Origin of the sequence: Streptomyces sp. NPDC001843 (assembly GCF_042891955.1) — a bacterium.
Lineage (GTDB): Bacteria > Actinomycetota > Actinomycetes > Streptomycetales > Streptomycetaceae > Streptomyces.
This window is the reverse complement of sequence record NZ_JBIATQ010000012.1, coordinates 303,842-319,094: the sequence shown is the minus strand read 5'-3', so window position 1 is coordinate 319,094 and position 15,253 is coordinate 303,842. Positions and strand designations below refer to the sequence as shown.

At 72.5% G+C, this 15,253-nt stretch carries 12 protein-coding genes; 10 read left to right on the top strand and 2 right to left on the bottom strand.

All coding sequences use genetic code 11. The features are described from left to right. The first annotated feature begins 22 nt into the window (after positions 1–22). The 5 genes from ACFYZQ_RS29095 to ACFYZQ_RS29075 all read left to right on the top strand — a co-directional run bounded on the left by ACFYZQ_RS29095 (position 23) and on the right by ACFYZQ_RS29075 (position 6,719). Positions 23–1,600, top strand: coding sequence for a PucR family transcriptional regulator (locus tag ACFYZQ_RS29095; RefSeq protein WP_389153828.1), 1,578 nt, complete (start codon positions 23–25; stop codon positions 1,598–1,600). Between the two features lie 167 nt (positions 1,601–1,767). Beyond that, positions 1,768–2,610 (top strand): nitrilase-related carbon-nitrogen hydrolase, encoded by an 843-nt coding sequence (locus tag ACFYZQ_RS29090; RefSeq protein WP_389153825.1) that lies wholly within the window; start codon positions 1,768–1,770, stop codon positions 2,608–2,610. 31 nt (positions 2,611–2,641) lie between these two features. Then, positions 2,642–4,045, top strand: a complete 1,404-nt coding sequence (gene hydA, locus ACFYZQ_RS29085; RefSeq protein ID WP_389153822.1) for a dihydropyrimidinase — start codon at positions 2,642–2,644, stop codon at positions 4,043–4,045. Positions 4,046–4,056: 11 nt separating this feature from the next. Further along, positions 4,057–5,076, top strand: coding sequence for a TIGR03842 family LLM class F420-dependent oxidoreductase (locus ACFYZQ_RS29080; protein WP_389153820.1), 1,020 nt, complete (start codon positions 4,057–4,059; stop codon positions 5,074–5,076). A 116-nt stretch (positions 5,077–5,192) separates the two neighbouring features. Continuing rightward, positions 5,193–6,719: an NCS1 family nucleobase:cation symporter-1 gene (locus ACFYZQ_RS29075; protein ID WP_389153818.1), complete on the top strand. Its 1,527-nt coding sequence runs from the start codon at positions 5,193–5,195 to the stop codon at positions 6,717–6,719. Positions 6,720–6,742: 23 nt separating this feature from the next. Here ACFYZQ_RS29075 and ACFYZQ_RS29070 read toward each other — a convergent pair whose 3' ends face one another. After that, positions 6,743–7,414, bottom strand: coding sequence for a hypothetical protein (locus ACFYZQ_RS29070; RefSeq protein WP_389153815.1), 672 nt, complete (start codon positions 7,412–7,414; stop codon positions 6,743–6,745). 162 nt (positions 7,415–7,576) lie between these two features. On the opposite strand from ACFYZQ_RS29070, the gene ACFYZQ_RS29065 reads away from it, so the two are divergent. The 4 genes from ACFYZQ_RS29065 to ACFYZQ_RS29050 all read left to right on the top strand — a co-directional run bounded on the left by ACFYZQ_RS29065 (position 7,577) and on the right by ACFYZQ_RS29050 (position 12,350). Beyond that, positions 7,577–9,388: a gamma-glutamyltransferase family protein gene (locus ACFYZQ_RS29065; RefSeq protein ID WP_389153813.1), complete on the top strand. Its 1,812-nt coding sequence runs from the start codon at positions 7,577–7,579 to the stop codon at positions 9,386–9,388. 79 nt (positions 9,389–9,467) lie between these two features. Further along, positions 9,468–10,322 (top strand): inositol monophosphatase family protein, encoded by an 855-nt coding sequence (locus tag ACFYZQ_RS29060; protein ID WP_389153810.1) that lies wholly within the window; start codon positions 9,468–9,470, stop codon positions 10,320–10,322. 112 nt (positions 10,323–10,434) lie between these two features. Further along, positions 10,435–11,844 carry a phytoene desaturase family protein gene (locus tag ACFYZQ_RS29055; protein WP_389153807.1) on the top strand — a complete coding sequence of 470 codons (1,410 nt, stop codon included), beginning with the start codon at positions 10,435–10,437 and terminating at the stop codon, positions 11,842–11,844. Beyond that, positions 11,841–12,350: an O-acetyl-ADP-ribose deacetylase gene (locus ACFYZQ_RS29050; RefSeq protein ID WP_389153805.1), complete on the top strand. Its 510-nt coding sequence runs from the start codon at positions 11,841–11,843 to the stop codon at positions 12,348–12,350. Before ACFYZQ_RS29055 ends, ACFYZQ_RS29050 begins: the two co-directional genes overlap by 4 nt. A gap of 115 nt (positions 12,351–12,465) precedes the next feature. Here ACFYZQ_RS29050 and ACFYZQ_RS29045 read toward each other — a convergent pair whose 3' ends face one another. Beyond that, positions 12,466–13,647: an MFS transporter gene (locus tag ACFYZQ_RS29045; protein ID WP_389153802.1), complete on the bottom strand. Its 1,182-nt coding sequence runs from the start codon at positions 13,645–13,647 to the stop codon at positions 12,466–12,468. 129 nt (positions 13,648–13,776) lie between these two features. On the opposite strand from ACFYZQ_RS29045, the gene ACFYZQ_RS29040 reads away from it, so the two are divergent. Further along, positions 13,777–15,249, top strand: coding sequence for an AlkA N-terminal domain-containing protein (locus ACFYZQ_RS29040; RefSeq protein ID WP_389153896.1), 1,473 nt, complete (start codon positions 13,777–13,779; stop codon positions 15,247–15,249). Positions 15,250–15,253 lie beyond the last annotated feature (4 nt).

The window sequence follows — 15,253 nt, the reverse complement described above, 5'->3', positions numbered from 1 at the left end:
TCGAGCAAAGGGAAAGACGGCCATGGCCACCACCACCTTCGAGACCCTGCAGAGCCTGGAACCCGCCCTGTCGGTACGGCAGGTCCTCGGCCTGGAGCGGGTGCTCGCCGGGGAGCCCGAGGTGGTGGCCGGCGCCGACCGGCTCGACCGGCCGGTGCGCTGGGTGCACGTCGCCGAGGCCCCCGACGTCGGCGTGATGCTCAGCGGCGGCGAGATGGTGCTCACCACCGGTGTGCTGCTCGCCGGCGACGAGGGCAAGCAGACCGAGTACATCCAGTCGCTGCACCGCGCGGAGGCCGCGGCCGTCGTCCTCGGGCTCGGCCGGGCCTTCCCCGCCCCTCCGGAGGTGATGCGCCGGGCCGCCGAACGGTGCGGGCTTCCCCTGGTCGTGCTGCACCGCCCGTTCCCGTTCGCCGAACTGACCGAGGAGGTGCAGTCGCGGCTGGTGCGCCGGAAGTTCGCCGCCGTGAGCCTGTCGGAGGCGGTACGCACGGCCCTCACCGGGCTCATCACCGCGGGCGCCCCGCTGCAACGGCTCCTGGACGAGGTGGCCCAGCACAGCGGCTGCCCCGTCGTCGTCACCAATCTCGCCCACCGCGTCCTGGCCACGGCGGGGGAGCGGTCCGCCGTGGACGACGTACTGCGCGACTGGGAACGCATCGCCCGGCAGGCCGGCGGCGCCGCGGGGGACGGCTGGATCCGCGCCGACCTCGGCGGGCGCGGCGAGCGATGGGGCTGGATCGTGCTGTGCGGCCACCGGGGCGACACCGCCACCGGACGGCTGCTCGCCGACCGCGCCGCGGAGGCGCTCGTCCTGCACCGCATGCTCGGCGGCGGCTCGGCCCACACCTGGGAGGAGCAGTCCGCGCAGAGCCTGCTCACCGACCTGGTCTCCGGCGTCGTACCGGCCCGCCAGCTGCTGCCCCGGGCCCGCGCCGCCGGGCTGCCGGTCAACCGGCGCACCTTCGTGCCGCTCGTCGTACGGGACACGGAACCCGCGGGACTCGACCGCATGCTGCGGCTGCTGGGTCTGCCGGGGATCGTCGCCGAGCTCGCCGACGACGCCACCGCCGTGCTCCTCAGCCTCCCCCGGGACCAGGACGCCGAGGCCCTCGCGGCGCACTTCGCGGCCCGGCTGCGCACCGAGTCCGGTCAGGCCCGCACGGTGGTCGCCGCCGCCGATCCGCGGACCGCCTGGGACGACGTGCCCGCGGGGCTGCGCGAGGCCCAGCACGTCGCCGACGCCGTGGCCGACTCCTCGGCCGCCCTCGACCTCCCGGCCGTGGTCCGCCTCAGGGACGTCCATCTGCGCGGCCTCGTCCGGCTGCTCCGGGACGACCCGCACGTGCAGTCGTTCGCGGAGCGGGAGCTGGACGGGCTGCTGTGCCCGTCCGACGACGACCTGCTGTCCGTGCTGCGCACCTATCTGGCCACCGGGCGCAACAAGTCCCGCACCGCCCAGCTCCACCATGTCTCCCGGCCCGCGCTCTACCGCCGGCTGGAAGCGATACAGGGCCGGCTCGGTGTCGACCTCGACGACTTCGAGCAGGCCGCATCCGTGCACATCGCACTCCTCGCGCACGACGCGCAACAAGGCTGAAACCTACGACGACCTGCGAAAACGGCGGTGAAACATGGGCTCACGCAAGGGTGACACCGTGGCACGCCGCACGCCCGCAGACGTGACACCGTGCAACTCAAAGCCGGATTTCGGACTTCCTACTGTTCTCGCACACCGAGCTCTACACCGAGCGACCGGAGGTCCCGATGAGCAGAGTGATCCGTGCCGCCCTCTTCCAGACCGCGTGGACCGGCGACAAGGAGTCGATGATCCGGGTGCACGAGCAGGCGGCCCGCGACGCGGCCGCGCAGGGTGCTCAGGTGCTGTGCTTCCAGGAACTGTTCTACGGCCCCTACTTCTGCCAGGTCCAGGACAAGGCGTTCTACGAGTACGCCGAAGCGATCCCGGACGGCCCCATCGTCAAGCGCTTCCAGGCACTCGCCAAGGAACTGGGCATCGTCCTGATCCTGCCGATGTACGAGGAGGAGCAGCCCGGCGTCCTGTACAACACGGCGGCCGTGATCGACGCGGACGGCTCGTACCTCGGCAAGTACCGCAAGCACCACATTCCCCAAGTACCGGGGTTCTGGGAGAAGTTCTACTTCCGTCCCGGCAACCTCGGCTGGCCGGTCTTCGACACCAAGGTCGGGCGGATCGGGGTCTACATCTGCTACGACCGCCACTTCCCGGAGGGCTGGCGGGCCCTGGGCCTGGCCGGTGCCGAGATCGTCTTCAACCCGTCGGCCACCTCGCGCGGCCTGTCCGCCTACCTGTGGCAGCTGGAGCAGCCGGCCGCGGCCGTCGCCAACGAGTACTTCGTCGGCGCGATCAACCGGGTCGGGGTCGAGGAGCTGGGCGACAACGACTTCTACGGGACGACGTACTTCGTCGACCCGGAGGCGCAGTTCGTGGGCGAGGTGGCATCCGACAAGCAGACCGAACTCGTCGTCCGCGACCTGGACATGGCCAAACTGCGCGAGGTCCGCGACCGCTGGCAGTTCTACCGGGACCGCCGCCCCGACGCGTACCCCCCGCTGACCGCGCCCTGACCGAACCGTCGACTCTGGCAGGAGAGGGATCATGAGCAGCCGTACCGTCATCCGTGGCGGCCTCGTCATCACCGCGTCCGACGAGATCCACGCCGACGTCCTGATAGAGGACGGCCGCATCGCCGCCCTCGCCGCCTCCGGCACCCCGGCAGCCGAGGCCTTCACCGCCGAAACAGTCATCGACGCCACCGGGAAGTACGTCATCCCGGGCGGCGTCGACGCCCACACCCACATGGAGCTGCCCTTCGGCGGCACCTTCGCCTCCGACACCTTCGAGACCGGCACCCGGGCCGCCGCCTGGGGCGGCACCACCACGATCGTCGACTTCGCGGTGCAGAGCGTCGGCCATTCCCTGCGCGAGGGCCTGGACGCCTGGCACGCCAAGGCCGAGGGCAACTGCGCCGTCGACTACGGCTTCCACATGATCGTCTCCGACGTCAACCAGGAGACGCTGAAGGAGATGGACCTGCTGGTGGAGGAGGGCGTCACCTCCTTCAAGCAGTTCATGGCCTACCCGGGCGTCTTCTACAGCGACGACGGCCAGATCCTGCGCGCCATGCAGCGCTCCGCCGAGAACGGCGGCCTGATCATGATGCACGCGGAGAACGGCATCGCCATCGACGTGCTGGTGGAGCAGGCACTGGCACGCGGCGAGACGGACCCCAGGTACCACGGCGAGGTACGCAAGGCCCTCCTGGAGGCCGAGGCCACCCACCGGGCCATCAGGCTCGCCCAGGTCGCCGGCGCCCCGCTGTACGTCGTGCACGTCTCCGCGATGGAGGCGGTCGCCGAGCTGGCCCGGGCCCGCGACGAGGGTCTCAACGTGTTCGGCGAGACCTGCCCGCAGTACCTGTTCCTGTCCACCGACAACCTCGCCGAGCCCGGCTTCGAGGGCGCCAAGTACGTCTGCTCGACGCCCCTGCGGCCCCGGGAACACCAGGCCAGGCTCTGGCAGGGCCTGCGCACCAACGACCTGCAGGTGGTCTCGACCGACCACTGCCCGTTCTGCTTCACCGGCCAGAAGGAGCTCGGCCGCGGCGACTTCTCCAAGATCCCCAACGGTCTTCCGGGCGTGGAGAACCGTATGGACCTGCTCCACCAGGCCGTCGTCGACGGGCACATCAGCCGCCGCCGCTGGATCGAGATCGCCTGCGCCACCCCGGCCCGGATGTTCGGCATGTACCCGAAGAAGGGCACCATCGCCCCGGGCGCCGACGCCGACGTCGTCATCTACGACCCGCACGCCGAGCAGGTCATGTCCGCCGAGACCCACCACATGAACGTCGACTACTCGGCGTACGAGGGCAGGCACACCACCGGCCGGGTCGAGACCGTGCTCTCGCGCGGCGAACCCGTCATCACCGAGCGGGAGTACACCGGACGCGCCGGCCACGGCGTCTACACCCCGCGCTCCACCTGTCAGTACCTCACCTAGGAGTGGCGCTCATGGACTTCGGACTCGTCCTGCAGACCGACCCGCCGGCCTCCCGCGTCGTCAGCCTGATGCAGCGCGCCGAACGCAACGGCTTCACCCACGGCTGGACGTTCGACTCCGCCGTGCTCTGGCAGGAACCCTTTGTGATCTACAGTCAGATCCTGTCGAACACGGAGCGTCTGAAGGTCGGCCCCATGGTCACCAACCCGGGCACCCGCACCTGGGAGGTCACCGCCTCCACGTTCGCCACCCTCAACGACATGTTCGGCAACCGCACCGTCTGCGGTATCGGCCGCGGTGACTCCGCCATGCGCGTCGCGGGCCGCAAGCCCAACACCCTCGCCCGCATCAGCGAGGCCATGAAGGTCATCCGGGCGCTCGGCCGGGGCGAGGAGGCCGACCTCGGCGGCACGGTGGTCAGGTTCCCGTGGATCAAGCCGGGCGCCGAACTGCCCGTGTGGATGGCCGCGTACGGGCCCAAGGCGCTGAAGATGACCGGCGAGGAGGCCGACGGGTTCATCCTCCAGCTGGCCGACCTCTATCTGACCGAGTACATGGTCAGGGCCGTGAAGGACGCCGCCCGCGTCGCCGGCCGCGACCCGTTCGAGGTGAAAATCTGCGTCGCCGCCCCCGCGTACGTCACCGACGACGACTCGCCCGAGGCGCTCGCCCACGCCCGCGAGCAGTGCCGCTGGTTCGGCGGAATGGTCGGAAACCACGTCGCCGACCTGGTCGCCAAGTACGGCGAGCACTCCGCCGCCGTACCCGACGAACTCACCGACTACATCAAGGCCCGCCAGAGTTACGACTACGCCCACCACGGGCGCAGCGGCAACCCCGACACCCAGTTCGTGCCGGACGAGATCGTCGACCGGTTCTGCCTGATCGGCCCGGTCGGCAAACACATCGAGAAACTGAACGCGCTGCGCGAGCTGGGCGTCGACCAGTTCGCGGTGTACGACATGCACGATGCGCAGGAGAAGGTCATCGACGCCTACGGGGCGCAGGTGATCCCCGCCGTCAACTCCTGACCCGCAGCACCACCCCCGCCCAACCCCCCACTCCTGGTCACCCCTCCCCACCTCCCCGGGGAGGGGCGAGTGCCCGCACGGCCTCTCCCGTCCCACCTCGTTCGATTGGCCTGCCCATGACCGACACCGCTCCCACCGCCATACCGCCGACCGCCCAGGTCACCCTCGCCGACGGCCGGGTGGAGATCGCCCCCGGTGCGCCACAGCCCAGCGGCCCCTACGCCAACGAGGACCTGCTCCCGGTCCCGGTGGCCGGACGCACCTGGACCACCTACAACTTCTCCGCGCTGTGGGTCGGCATGGCCCACAACACGGCCTCCTGGACCCTCGCCTCCGGGCTCATCGCCGTGGGGATGGACTGGAAGCAGGCGGTGTTCACCATCGCCCTGGCCAACCTGATCGTGCTCGTGCCGATGCTGCTCACCGGGCACGCGGGACCGAAGTACGGCATCCCCTTCCCGGTCTTCGCCCGCGCCTCCTTCGGGGTGCGCGGCGCCAACCTGCCCGCCGTGGTGCGGGCGTTGGTGGCCTGCGGCTGGTTCGGCATCCAGACCTGGATCGGCGGCGAGGCCATCTACTTCCTCGCCGGCAAGCTGATCGGCGACAGCTGGTCGAACGCCTCGCACATCGGCGGGTACGCCTGGACCATGTGGCTGTCGTTCGCGCTCTTCTGGGCGATCCAGGTCGCGATCATCTACCGGGGCATGGAGACCATCCGCCGCTTCGAGAACTGGGCGGCGCCCTTCGTCCTCGTCGGCGCCTTCGTGATGCTGTGGTGGATGAGCAGCAAGGCCGGCGGCCTCGGCCCGCTGTTCGACCAGCCCTCCAAGCTGGGCTGGGGCGGCGACTTCTGGAAGCTCTTCTGGCCCTCCCTCATGGGCATGATCGGCTTCTGGTCCACGCTGTCGCTGAACATCCCGGACTTCACCCGGTACGGCAGGAGCCAGAAGGCGCAGACCCGGGGCCAGGCGCTCGGCCTGCCGACCACGATGACCCTCTTCGCCTTCCTCTCCGTGCTGGTGACATCCGGTTCGCAGGCGGTGTACGGCAAGCCGATCTGGGACCCGGTCCAACTGGCCGCGCAGACCGACAGCGTGGTGGGTCTGTTGTACGCGCTGGTGACGGTCCTGGTGGCGACCCTGTCGGTCAACATCGCGGCCAACCTGGTCTCACCGGCGTTCGACTTCTCCAACATCGCGCCCCGCCGGATCAGTTTCCGTACCGGCGCCCTCGCCACCTGTGTGCTCGGCGTACTGATCTTCCCCTGGAAGCTGTACTCCGACCCGCAGGGCTACATCTTCACCTGGCTCGGCCTGGTCGGCGGCCTGCTCGGCACGGTCGCCGGCATCCTCATCGCCGACTACTGGATCCTGCGCCGCACCCGCCTCGACCTCACCGACCTGTACCGCACGGGCGGCCGGTACTGGTACGAGGGCGGCTGGAACTGGCGGGCGGTCGCCGCCTTCCTGACCGGCGGCGTGCTGGCCGTCGGCGGCGCCAGTTTCAAACCCCTGATCGACGGCCGGCCGATCCCGGCGCTGTCCTCGCTCGCCGACTACGGCTGGGCGGTGGGCCTCGGCACGTCACTGGTGCTGTACCTGGCGCTGATGCTGTTGCCCGGACGGAAGGACACCGCGATCTGACGTCCCGTCGGCCCCGGAGGGCGTCAGCCGCTCCTGCTGCCCTCCAGGGCCGTCACCGCGTCCTTGGCCGCCTTGATGGCGCCCTTGTTGATCACATCCGTGCTCGGCGCCTTCTTCGTCTCGAAGTCGCTGCCGTTGTACGTCACCACCACCAGCGCGTTGGAGACCCGCACCAGCACCACGCCCTCGCGGGTCTGCTGCTTGTCCTCGGTGGTCAGGTTCACCACCGAGTACCCGGAGTCACCGACACCCGGAACATCCCCTCCGCCGCTTTTCTCGGTGACGCGCTCCTGGTACTCCTTCTCGGCCGCCTGGCTCGACTCCATGAGCTCGAAGGACACGTCGAGCCAGCGGTAGTCGAACCCCTTGAGGGCGTTCCAGGAGCAGGTGCGGCGCAGCTTGGTGTCGGTGGAGGGGATCTCCTTGCCCGTCGTCTTCGCCCCGGGCACCAGCGATGTGACGGTCTTGGGCGTGATGCTGCCGCAGGGCGCGGGCGCGGCGGTGTACGTCCTGGACGCCGTCGTGGCGGAGGGCGCCGAGGGCGCCTGGGTGGCCGTGTCGGCCACGGACGGCTGGTGCCCGGCGGCCGGCGTCGGGGCGAACGGACCGGACGTCAGCGCCCAGCCGGCCGTGGCCAGGACGACCACCGGGGACAGGCGCGCGGTCAGGGCGAGCGGCAGGGGAAGTGAGGGCACGGCGCACTTCTCGTGGGGGAGCGGTGAGCGGGGCGGAGGGGTCCGCACCGCCGGGGGGACGACAGTGTCACACGACTCCCTGTGGGGTGGAAGTGCGAACTCGCTCCGTGCCTGTGCGATCACTTCGGGACAGGTGCGCAGGGCAGTCGATAGCCTCCGGGTATGTTCACCACCCGGCCCACCCTGCAGGGGACCTTCGGCATAGTGTCGTCGACCCACTGGCTGGCCTCCCAGTCGGCGATGGCCGTGCTGGAGGACGGCGGCAACGCCTATGACGCGGCCGTCGCGGGCGCGTTCGTGCTTCATGTCGTCGAGCCGCACCTCAACGGGCCCGCCGGTGAGGTGCCGATGCTGCTCGCCCCGGCCGGCGGCGAGGCGCGCGTGCTGTGCGGGCAGGGCGTGGCGCCGGCGGGGGCGACGGCCGCGCACCACAGGGGGCTCGGGCTGGATCTCGTACCCGGCACCGGACCGCTCGCCGCGGCCGTGCCCGGGGCGTTCGACGCCTGGATGCTGCTGCTGCGCGATTACGGCACCAAGTCCCTCGACGACGTCCTGAAGTACGCCGTCGGATACGCCGAACACGGGCACGCGCCCGTGGAGAACGTCGGCGCCACCGTGGAGACGGTACGGGAGCTGTTCGAGACGGAATGGACCTCCTCGGCGGCGGTGTACCTCCCCGGCGGCCGTGCGCCCCGCACCGGGGAGCTGCTGCGCAACCCCGCCCTCGCCGCCACCTGGAAGCGGCTGCTCGCCGAGACCGCCGGGGCGGGGGACCGCGAGGCACGCATCGAGGCCGCCCGCGAGGTCTGGCGCACGGGCTTCATCGCCGAGGCGCTCGTCCGGCAGGCCGCCCGCCCCACCCTCGACTCCAGCGGCGAGCGGCACACCGGCACACTCACCGCCGCCGACCTCGCCGGGTGGTCCGCGACCTACGAGTCGCCGGTGACGTACGACTGGAACGGCTGGACCGTGTGCAAGGCCGGCCCCTGGAGCCAGGGCCCCGCCCTGCTCCAGCAGCTCGCCCTGCTCCCGCCGGAGCTGCCTCCCTACGGCTCGGCCGACTACGTCCACCTGCTCGTCGAGGGCTGCAAGCTCGCCATGGCCGACCGGGAGGCCTGGTACGGGGACGCGGCCGAGGTGCCGCTCGACGCGCTGCTGTCGGAAGGCTACAACGCCGGGCGGCGGCGGCTCGTCGGCGCGCAGGCCTCGTACGAGCTGCGGCCCGGCAGCCCGGGCGGGCGGGAGCCCCGGCTGCCCGTCCACGCGCGCGTGAGGACCGACGCGGAACCCGGCTTCGACCCGATGGGCGTCGGCGAGCCCACCGTGATGAAGATCCCGGGAGAGGCCGAGGTCTCCGCCCGTGGCGGCACCCGTGGCGACACCTGCCACCTCGACGTCGTCGACCGCTGGGGCAACATGATCGCCGCCACGCCCAGCGGCGGCTGGCTCCAGTCCAACCCGGTCGTCCCCGAGCTCGGCTTCCCCCTCGGCACCCGGCTGCAGATGGCCTGGCTGGAGGAGGGCCTGCCGAACACCCTCACCCCCGGCCGCCGCCCCCGCACCACCCTCACCCCGTCCCTGGCGCTGCGCGACGGCGTGCCCGTCATGGCCTTCGGCACCCCCGGCGGCGACCAGCAGGACCAGTGGCAGCTGCACTTCTTCCTGGCCGTCGCCCTGCACGCCCCCGTCCGCGGCGGTCTCGACCTCCAAGGCGCCATCGACGCACCGAACTGGCACAGTGACAGCTTCCCGAGCTCCTTCTACCCGCGCGGCAGCCGCCCCGGCAGCCTGACCGTCGAGTCACGTCTCGCCCCCCGGACCGTCGACGAACTCCGGCGCCGCGGCCACGATGTCACGGTCGGTCCGGCCTGGTCGGAGGGACGCCTGTGCGCGGTCGCCCGGGACCCGGAGAGCGGCATCCTGTCGGCGGCGGCCAATCCGCGCGGGATGCAGGGGTATGCGGTGGGACGGTGACCCGGCTTCTTCAACCCGATTCCACCCGGTGTCCACCACCCCGGCGGGGATTGTCAGTGCCACGTGCTCTCATGGAGGCATGATCGGACACAAGGAAACCACCGACGAGTTTCTCGACACGTTCCTCACCCGCCACGCGGCCGACGTGGAGGAGGCGATCCGCAAGGCGGCCGCCACCGAGATCCTGCCCCGCTTCCGCCGGCTCGCCGCGCACGACATCGACCAGAAGAGCGGCCCCCACGACCTGGTGACCGACGCCGACCGCCTGGCGGAGCTCCACCTCACCGACAAGCTCGGCGCGCTGCTGCCCGGCTCCCGCGTCGTCGGCGAGGAGGCGGTGCACGCCAACCCGGCGACCTACGAGGCGATCCAGGGCGACGCGCCCGTGTGGATCATCGACCCCGTCGACGGCACTCGGCAGTTCGTGCACGGCGACGAGGGCTTCTGCACGCTGGTGGCCCTCGCCCACCGCGGCGTCACGCTCGCCTCCTGGACCTACGCGCCCGCCCACGACCGACTGGCCACCGCCGTCCGGGGCAGGGGCGCCTTCCTGGACGGCGTACCGCTGCACGCCGGCACCCCCGACCCCGACCGGGACCTGCGCGTCGCCACCTCCCACCCGGACTTCACCACCGACGAGCAGAAGCAGGCCCTGCTCGGCCTGTGGACGCAGGGCGTCGAGCCCCGCCCCTGCGGGTCCGCGGGGCTCGAGTACCTGGCTGTCGCCCGCGGCGAGTTGGACGCGACCGCCTTCTCCTGGGAGGCGGCCTGGGACCACACGGCAGGGCTGCTGCTGGTCGAGGAGGCGGGCGGCGCCCACCTCACGCTCGCGGGCGAGCCGTTCCGGATCACCGGCGGCAACGCCCTGCCCTTCACCGCGGCCCGGGACGCGGCCACGGCCCGTCGCGTGGTGGAACTGCTGTCCCCGGCCTGACCCGTCCCCGCGCCACCCGGGTGAACCCACCCGCGCCGGGGACCGCCGGTTCCCCGGCATATGCTGAAGCCGAGTGGCCATCGGCTGACGAAGGGGTCCGAAGGTGCCGTCGATGCTCGATGCGGTCGTGGTGGGTGCGGGACCGAACGGCCTGACGGCCGCCGTGGAGCTGGCCCGCCGCGGCTTCTCCGTCGCCCTCTTCGAGGCCCGCGACACCGTCGGCGGGGGAGCCCGCACCGAAGAGCTCACCCTGCCCGGCTTCCGGCACGACCCCTGCTCCGCGGCCCACCCCCTCGGCATCAACTCGCCGGCCTTCCGCGCGATGCCCCTGGAACGGTACGGCCTTCAGTGGCTGCAGCCCGAGCTGCCCATGGCCCACCCCTTCCCCGACGGCACCGCCGCCGTGCTGGCCCGGTCCGTCGCCGAGACGGCGGCCTCCTTCGGGCCGCGTGACGCGGGGGCCTACCGCAGACTGGTCGCCCCGTTCCTCACCCGGTGGGACACCCTGGTCCGGGACTTCATGTCCCTGCCGCTCACCGCGCTCCCGCGCGACCCCCTGACCCTGGCCCGGTTCGGCCTGGCCGGGCTGCCGCCCTCCACCTGGCTGATGCGCCGCTTCCACGACGAGCGCGCCAAGGCCCTCTTCTCCGGTCTCGTCGCCCACGTCATCGCCCCCCTCGACGGCTTCGCCACCGGCGCCATCGGCCTGGTCTTCGCCCTGTCAGCGCACGCCCGCGGCTGGCCCGTGGCCCGCGGCGGCTCCCAGTCCGTCTCCGACGCCCTCGCCGCCTACCTGAAGGACCTCGGCGGCACCGTGCACACCGACTACGAGGTCAAGCGCCTCGACGACCTGCCGCCCGCGCGCGCCTACGTCTTCGACACCTCGCCCACCGCGCTGGCCCGCATCGCCGGCTTCGGCCGCACTTACGACGGCTACCGCTACGGCCCCGGTGTTTTCAAGATCGACTACGCTCTGGACGGCCCGGTGCCGTGGACCGCGCACGAGGCCCGCCGCGCGGGCACCGTCCAGATCGGCGCGGACAGCGCCGAGATCGGTGCCGCCCTGAACACGGTGTACCGGCAGGGCCGCGCACCGGACCCGCCCTTCCTCATCACCGTGCAGCCCGGCGTCGCCGACCCCACCCGGGCCCCCGAGGGCAAACAGGTCTTCTGGGCGTACGGCCATGTGCCGAACGGCTGGACCGGAGACCTCACGGACGCCATAGAGCGCCAGCTGGAGCGCTTCGCCCCCGGCTTCCGCGACCGGATCCTGGCCCGGGCCACCGCCGGCCCGCCCGAACTGGCCGCCCGCAACGCCAACTACGTCGGCGGCGACATCGCCACCGGCGCGGCCTCCGGACTGCAGCTCCTGATGCGCCCCAAGCTGTCCCTGTTCCCGTACCACACCCCCCACCCGGCCGTGTTCATCTGCTCCTCCGCCACCCCGCCGGGGCCCGGCGTGCACGGCATGTCGGGGCACAACGCGGCCAAGGCCGTGTGGAGGAGGCTCCGGCACAGATGACCGTCATCACCCTCGTGCGCGGTGACATCACCCGGCAGAGCGCCGACGCGATCGTCAACGCGGCCAACTCCTCCCTCCTCGGCGGCTCAGGCGTCGACGGCGCGATCCACCGCCGCGGCGGCCCGGCGATCCTCGAGGAGTGCCGCAGGCTCCGCGCCTCCAGCCTCGGCGAGGGCCTGCCCACCGGCCGCGCGGTCGCCACCACGGCCGGCGACCTGGACGCCCGCTGGGTGATCCACACCGTCGGCCCGGTGTACCGGGCGTCCGGCAGCGAGCCGTCGCTCCTGACCTCCTGCTACCGCGAGTCACTGAGGGTCGCGGACGAGCTGGGGGCGCGGACCGTCGCGTTCCCGGCCATCTCGACCGGCGTCTACGGGTGGCCGATGACGGACGCCGCCCGCATCGCCGTGGCGGCGGTCCGGGAGGCGGAGACCGAGGTGGAAGAGGTCAGGTTCGTCCTCTTCGACGAGCGGGCGTACGAGGCGTTCGCAGCACAGCTCGACTGAACGCCGGCCTCCCGCTTCGCCGCGGCGAGCCGCCCTGGGTGTGCTGTCCCGGGACGTTGGTGACACACGTGCTGGGTGCTTGAACAGGTGAGGACGTGGCCCGGGCAGACACCCCCTAGTGAGGCTCCCCGCCCTGCTCTGCGGCCGTCACGGACTCCCGGCGCCGCCGGACGACCGCCAGCACCGGCCCCAGCGCCAGCACCGCCGCCAGCGCCCCGTACCCGTACGTCAGCGTCGCCGCCGACGCCACTGCCGCCACCAGCAACGGGCCACCCGCGTCCCCGAGTTCGCGCCCCAGTTCCGCCGCCCCCATGGTCTGGCCCAAGCGCTCCGGGGGAGTGGCCGACGCCAGGGCGGCGAAGCCCAGCGGAGTGATCAGACCGGTGCCGACGCCGATGAGCGCGGCGGCGAGGAGGACACCGGCCGGCCCGGGCAGCATCGCCGCTGCCAGACCCGCCGCCGCGAGCAGCAGCCCGCACACCAGACCGGTGCCGGCCCGCAGCCGTCCCGCGTCCAGCGCCCGTCCGGCGCGGGGCTGCACGAGGGCCGCGCAGGCCGCCAGCAGCGACACCGCCGCACCGGTCGCCACCGTGCCGAACCCCGCCGCCTTTCCCGAGACGGGCAGGAAGCCCACCCCGGCCGACAACGCCGCCGTCGCGCCCGCGAGGGCCGCCGTCGGCACCCAGAACACCGGGTCGGACAGCCGCCGTCCGAGATCGAGCAGCGTCTGCCGGGCCCGGGGGAGCGGCGGCACATGGGGCACGGCGGCCAGCGCCCACACAGCCACCACCGAGGCCAGCACCGCCAGCACCCCGAACAGCAGCCGCAGCCCGCCCGCCCACACCAGCACCCCGCCCAGCAGCGGACCCAGCGTGTATCCCACGGACTTGAAGAAGCCGTAGCTCCCGAACGCCCGCCCCCGGCCGGCGGCCGGATGCAACCGGGCCACCAGCGCCGAGGCCGCCGGGGAGAACGCGGAGGCCGCCGCGCCCTGGCCCAGCCGGGCCGCCCACAGCCAGCCGGGGGATCCCGCGACGGCGTACAACGCGGACGCCGCGGCGAAGGCGGCGAGCCCACACAGGAGCACGGGGCGTGCCCCGACCCGGTCGGCCAGCGTGCCGAACACCGGCTTCAGCAGCACCTCGGCCCCGTCGTACAGGGCCAGCAGGCCACCCAGGACCCACAGGGAGGTGACCGCGTCGGCGGAGCGCGCACCCAGACTCGCGGCGACGCCGTGCGCGCCGAACGCGGTGGTGAAACCGGCGGCGTACAGCGGCCACACCCGACCTCGGTCCATGGCGAGCAGCGTACCGACCCCTCCACCCGAACAGGTGATCCGGGCAGGCGCAGGGCACACGAGGTCGATGTCGGATTTCCGCCAGCCCGGCCCGGTCCGGTGGGCGATCCTGGATGCATGCAGACAGGGATGCACACCGACCGGGAGCGCTGTGTACGCGCCGTGCAGTCGAAGGACGCCCGTTTCGACGGCTGGTTCTTCACCGCCGTACTCACCACCCGTATCTACTGCCGGCCCAGCTGCCCGGTGGTGCCGCCCAAGCCCGGGAACATGACCTTCTACCCGAGCGCGGCCGCCTGCCAGCAGGCCGGCTTCCGGGCCTGCAAGCGCTGCCGCCCCGACACCAGCCCCGGTTCCCCGGAGTGGAACCAGCGCGCCGACCTGGTGGCCCGCGCCATGCGGCTGATCGCCGACGGGGTCGTGGACCGCGACGGCGTACCCGGCCTCGCCGCCCGCCTCGGCTACAGCACCCGCCAGGTCGAACGCCAGCTCCTCGCCGAGCTGGGCGCCGGCCCCCTCGCGCTCGCCCGAGCCCAGCGCGCCCAGACCGCCCGCCTGCTCATCGAGACCACCCCGCTGCCCATGGCCGAGATCGCCTTCGCGGCCGGGTTCTCCTCGATCCGCACCTTCAACGACACCGTCCGCGAGGTCTTCGCCCTCGCGCCGAGCGAACTGCGGGCCCGGGTCCCGAAGAAGACCGGCACCGCCGCCACACCGGGCGCCCTGTCGCTGCGCCTGCCCTTCCGCGCCCCGCTCAACCCCGACAACCTCTTCGGCCACCTCGCGGCGACCGCCGTGCCCGGCGTGGAGGAGTGGCGGGACGGCGCCTACCGGCGCACCCTGCGGCTGCCGTACGGGCACGGCATCGTGGCACTGGCCCCCCGGCCGGACCACATCGCCTGCAAACTCACCCTCAGCGACCTGCGCGACCTGACCGTCGCCATCAGCCGCTGCCGCCGGCTGCTCGACCTGGACGCCGACCCGGTCGCCGTCGACGACCAGTTGCGTGCGGATCCGCTCCTCGCGCCCCTGGTCGACAAGGCCCCCGGCCGGCGTGTGCCGCGTACCGTCGACGAGGCGGAGTTCGCCGTCCGGGCCGTCCTCGGCCAGCAGGTCTCCACGGCCGCCGCCCGCACCCACGCCGCCCGTCTCGTCACCGCGCACGGCAAGCCCGTCGACGACCCCGAGGGCGGCCTCACCCACCTGTTCCCCCCACCCGAGGCGTTGGCCGCCCTCGACCCGGAGACACTGGCGATGCCCCGCACCCGGCGCACCACGTTCACCACCCTGGTGCGTCAACTGGCCGACGGCTCACTCCACCTGGGCGTCGAGAGCGACTGGGCCGAGACCCGCGCCCGGCTGCTCGGCCTCCCCGGTTTCGGCCCGTGGACGGTCGACGTCATCGCGATGCGCGCCCTCGGCGACCCGGACGCCTTCCTGCCCACCGACCTCGGAATCCGGCGCGCGGCCCAGGAGCTGGGGCTGCCCTCCACCCCGGCGGCGCTCACCGCCCGCGCGGCGGCCTGGCGCCCCTGGCGGGCGTACGCCGTCCAGTACCTGTGGGCGACCGACAGCCACCCGATCAACTTCCTGCCCGTATGACGTA

What these genes read in the sequence shown, in the direction of transcription:
- ACFYZQ_RS29050 (WP_389153805.1), top strand. Translation starts at nt 11,841, where the DNA reads ATGACCGTCATCACCCTCGTGCGCGGTGACATCACCCGGCAGAGCGCC.
- ACFYZQ_RS29095 (WP_389153828.1), top strand. Translation starts at nt 23, where the DNA reads ATGGCCACCACCACCTTCGAGACCCTGCAGAGCCTGGAACCCGCCCTG.
- ACFYZQ_RS29055 (WP_389153807.1), top strand. Translation starts at nt 10,435, where the DNA reads ATGCTCGATGCGGTCGTGGTGGGTGCGGGACCGAACGGCCTGACGGCC.
- ACFYZQ_RS29080 (WP_389153820.1), top strand. Translation starts at nt 4,057, where the DNA reads ATGGACTTCGGACTCGTCCTGCAGACCGACCCGCCGGCCTCCCGCGTC.
- ACFYZQ_RS29065 (WP_389153813.1), top strand. Translation starts at nt 7,577, where the DNA reads ATGTTCACCACCCGGCCCACCCTGCAGGGGACCTTCGGCATAGTGTCG.
- hydA (WP_389153822.1), top strand. Translation starts at nt 2,642, where the DNA reads ATGAGCAGCCGTACCGTCATCCGTGGCGGCCTCGTCATCACCGCGTCC.
- ACFYZQ_RS29075 (WP_389153818.1), top strand. Translation starts at nt 5,193, where the DNA reads ATGACCGACACCGCTCCCACCGCCATACCGCCGACCGCCCAGGTCACC.
- ACFYZQ_RS29060 (WP_389153810.1), top strand. Translation starts at nt 9,468, where the DNA reads ATGATCGGACACAAGGAAACCACCGACGAGTTTCTCGACACGTTCCTC.
- ACFYZQ_RS29040 (WP_389153896.1), top strand. Translation starts at nt 13,777, where the DNA reads ATGCACACCGACCGGGAGCGCTGTGTACGCGCCGTGCAGTCGAAGGAC.
- ACFYZQ_RS29045 (WP_389153802.1), bottom strand. Translation starts at nt 13,647, where the DNA reads ATGGACCGAGGTCGGGTGTGGCCGCTGTACGCCGCCGGTTTCACCACC.
- ACFYZQ_RS29090 (WP_389153825.1), top strand. Translation starts at nt 1,768, where the DNA reads ATGAGCAGAGTGATCCGTGCCGCCCTCTTCCAGACCGCGTGGACCGGC.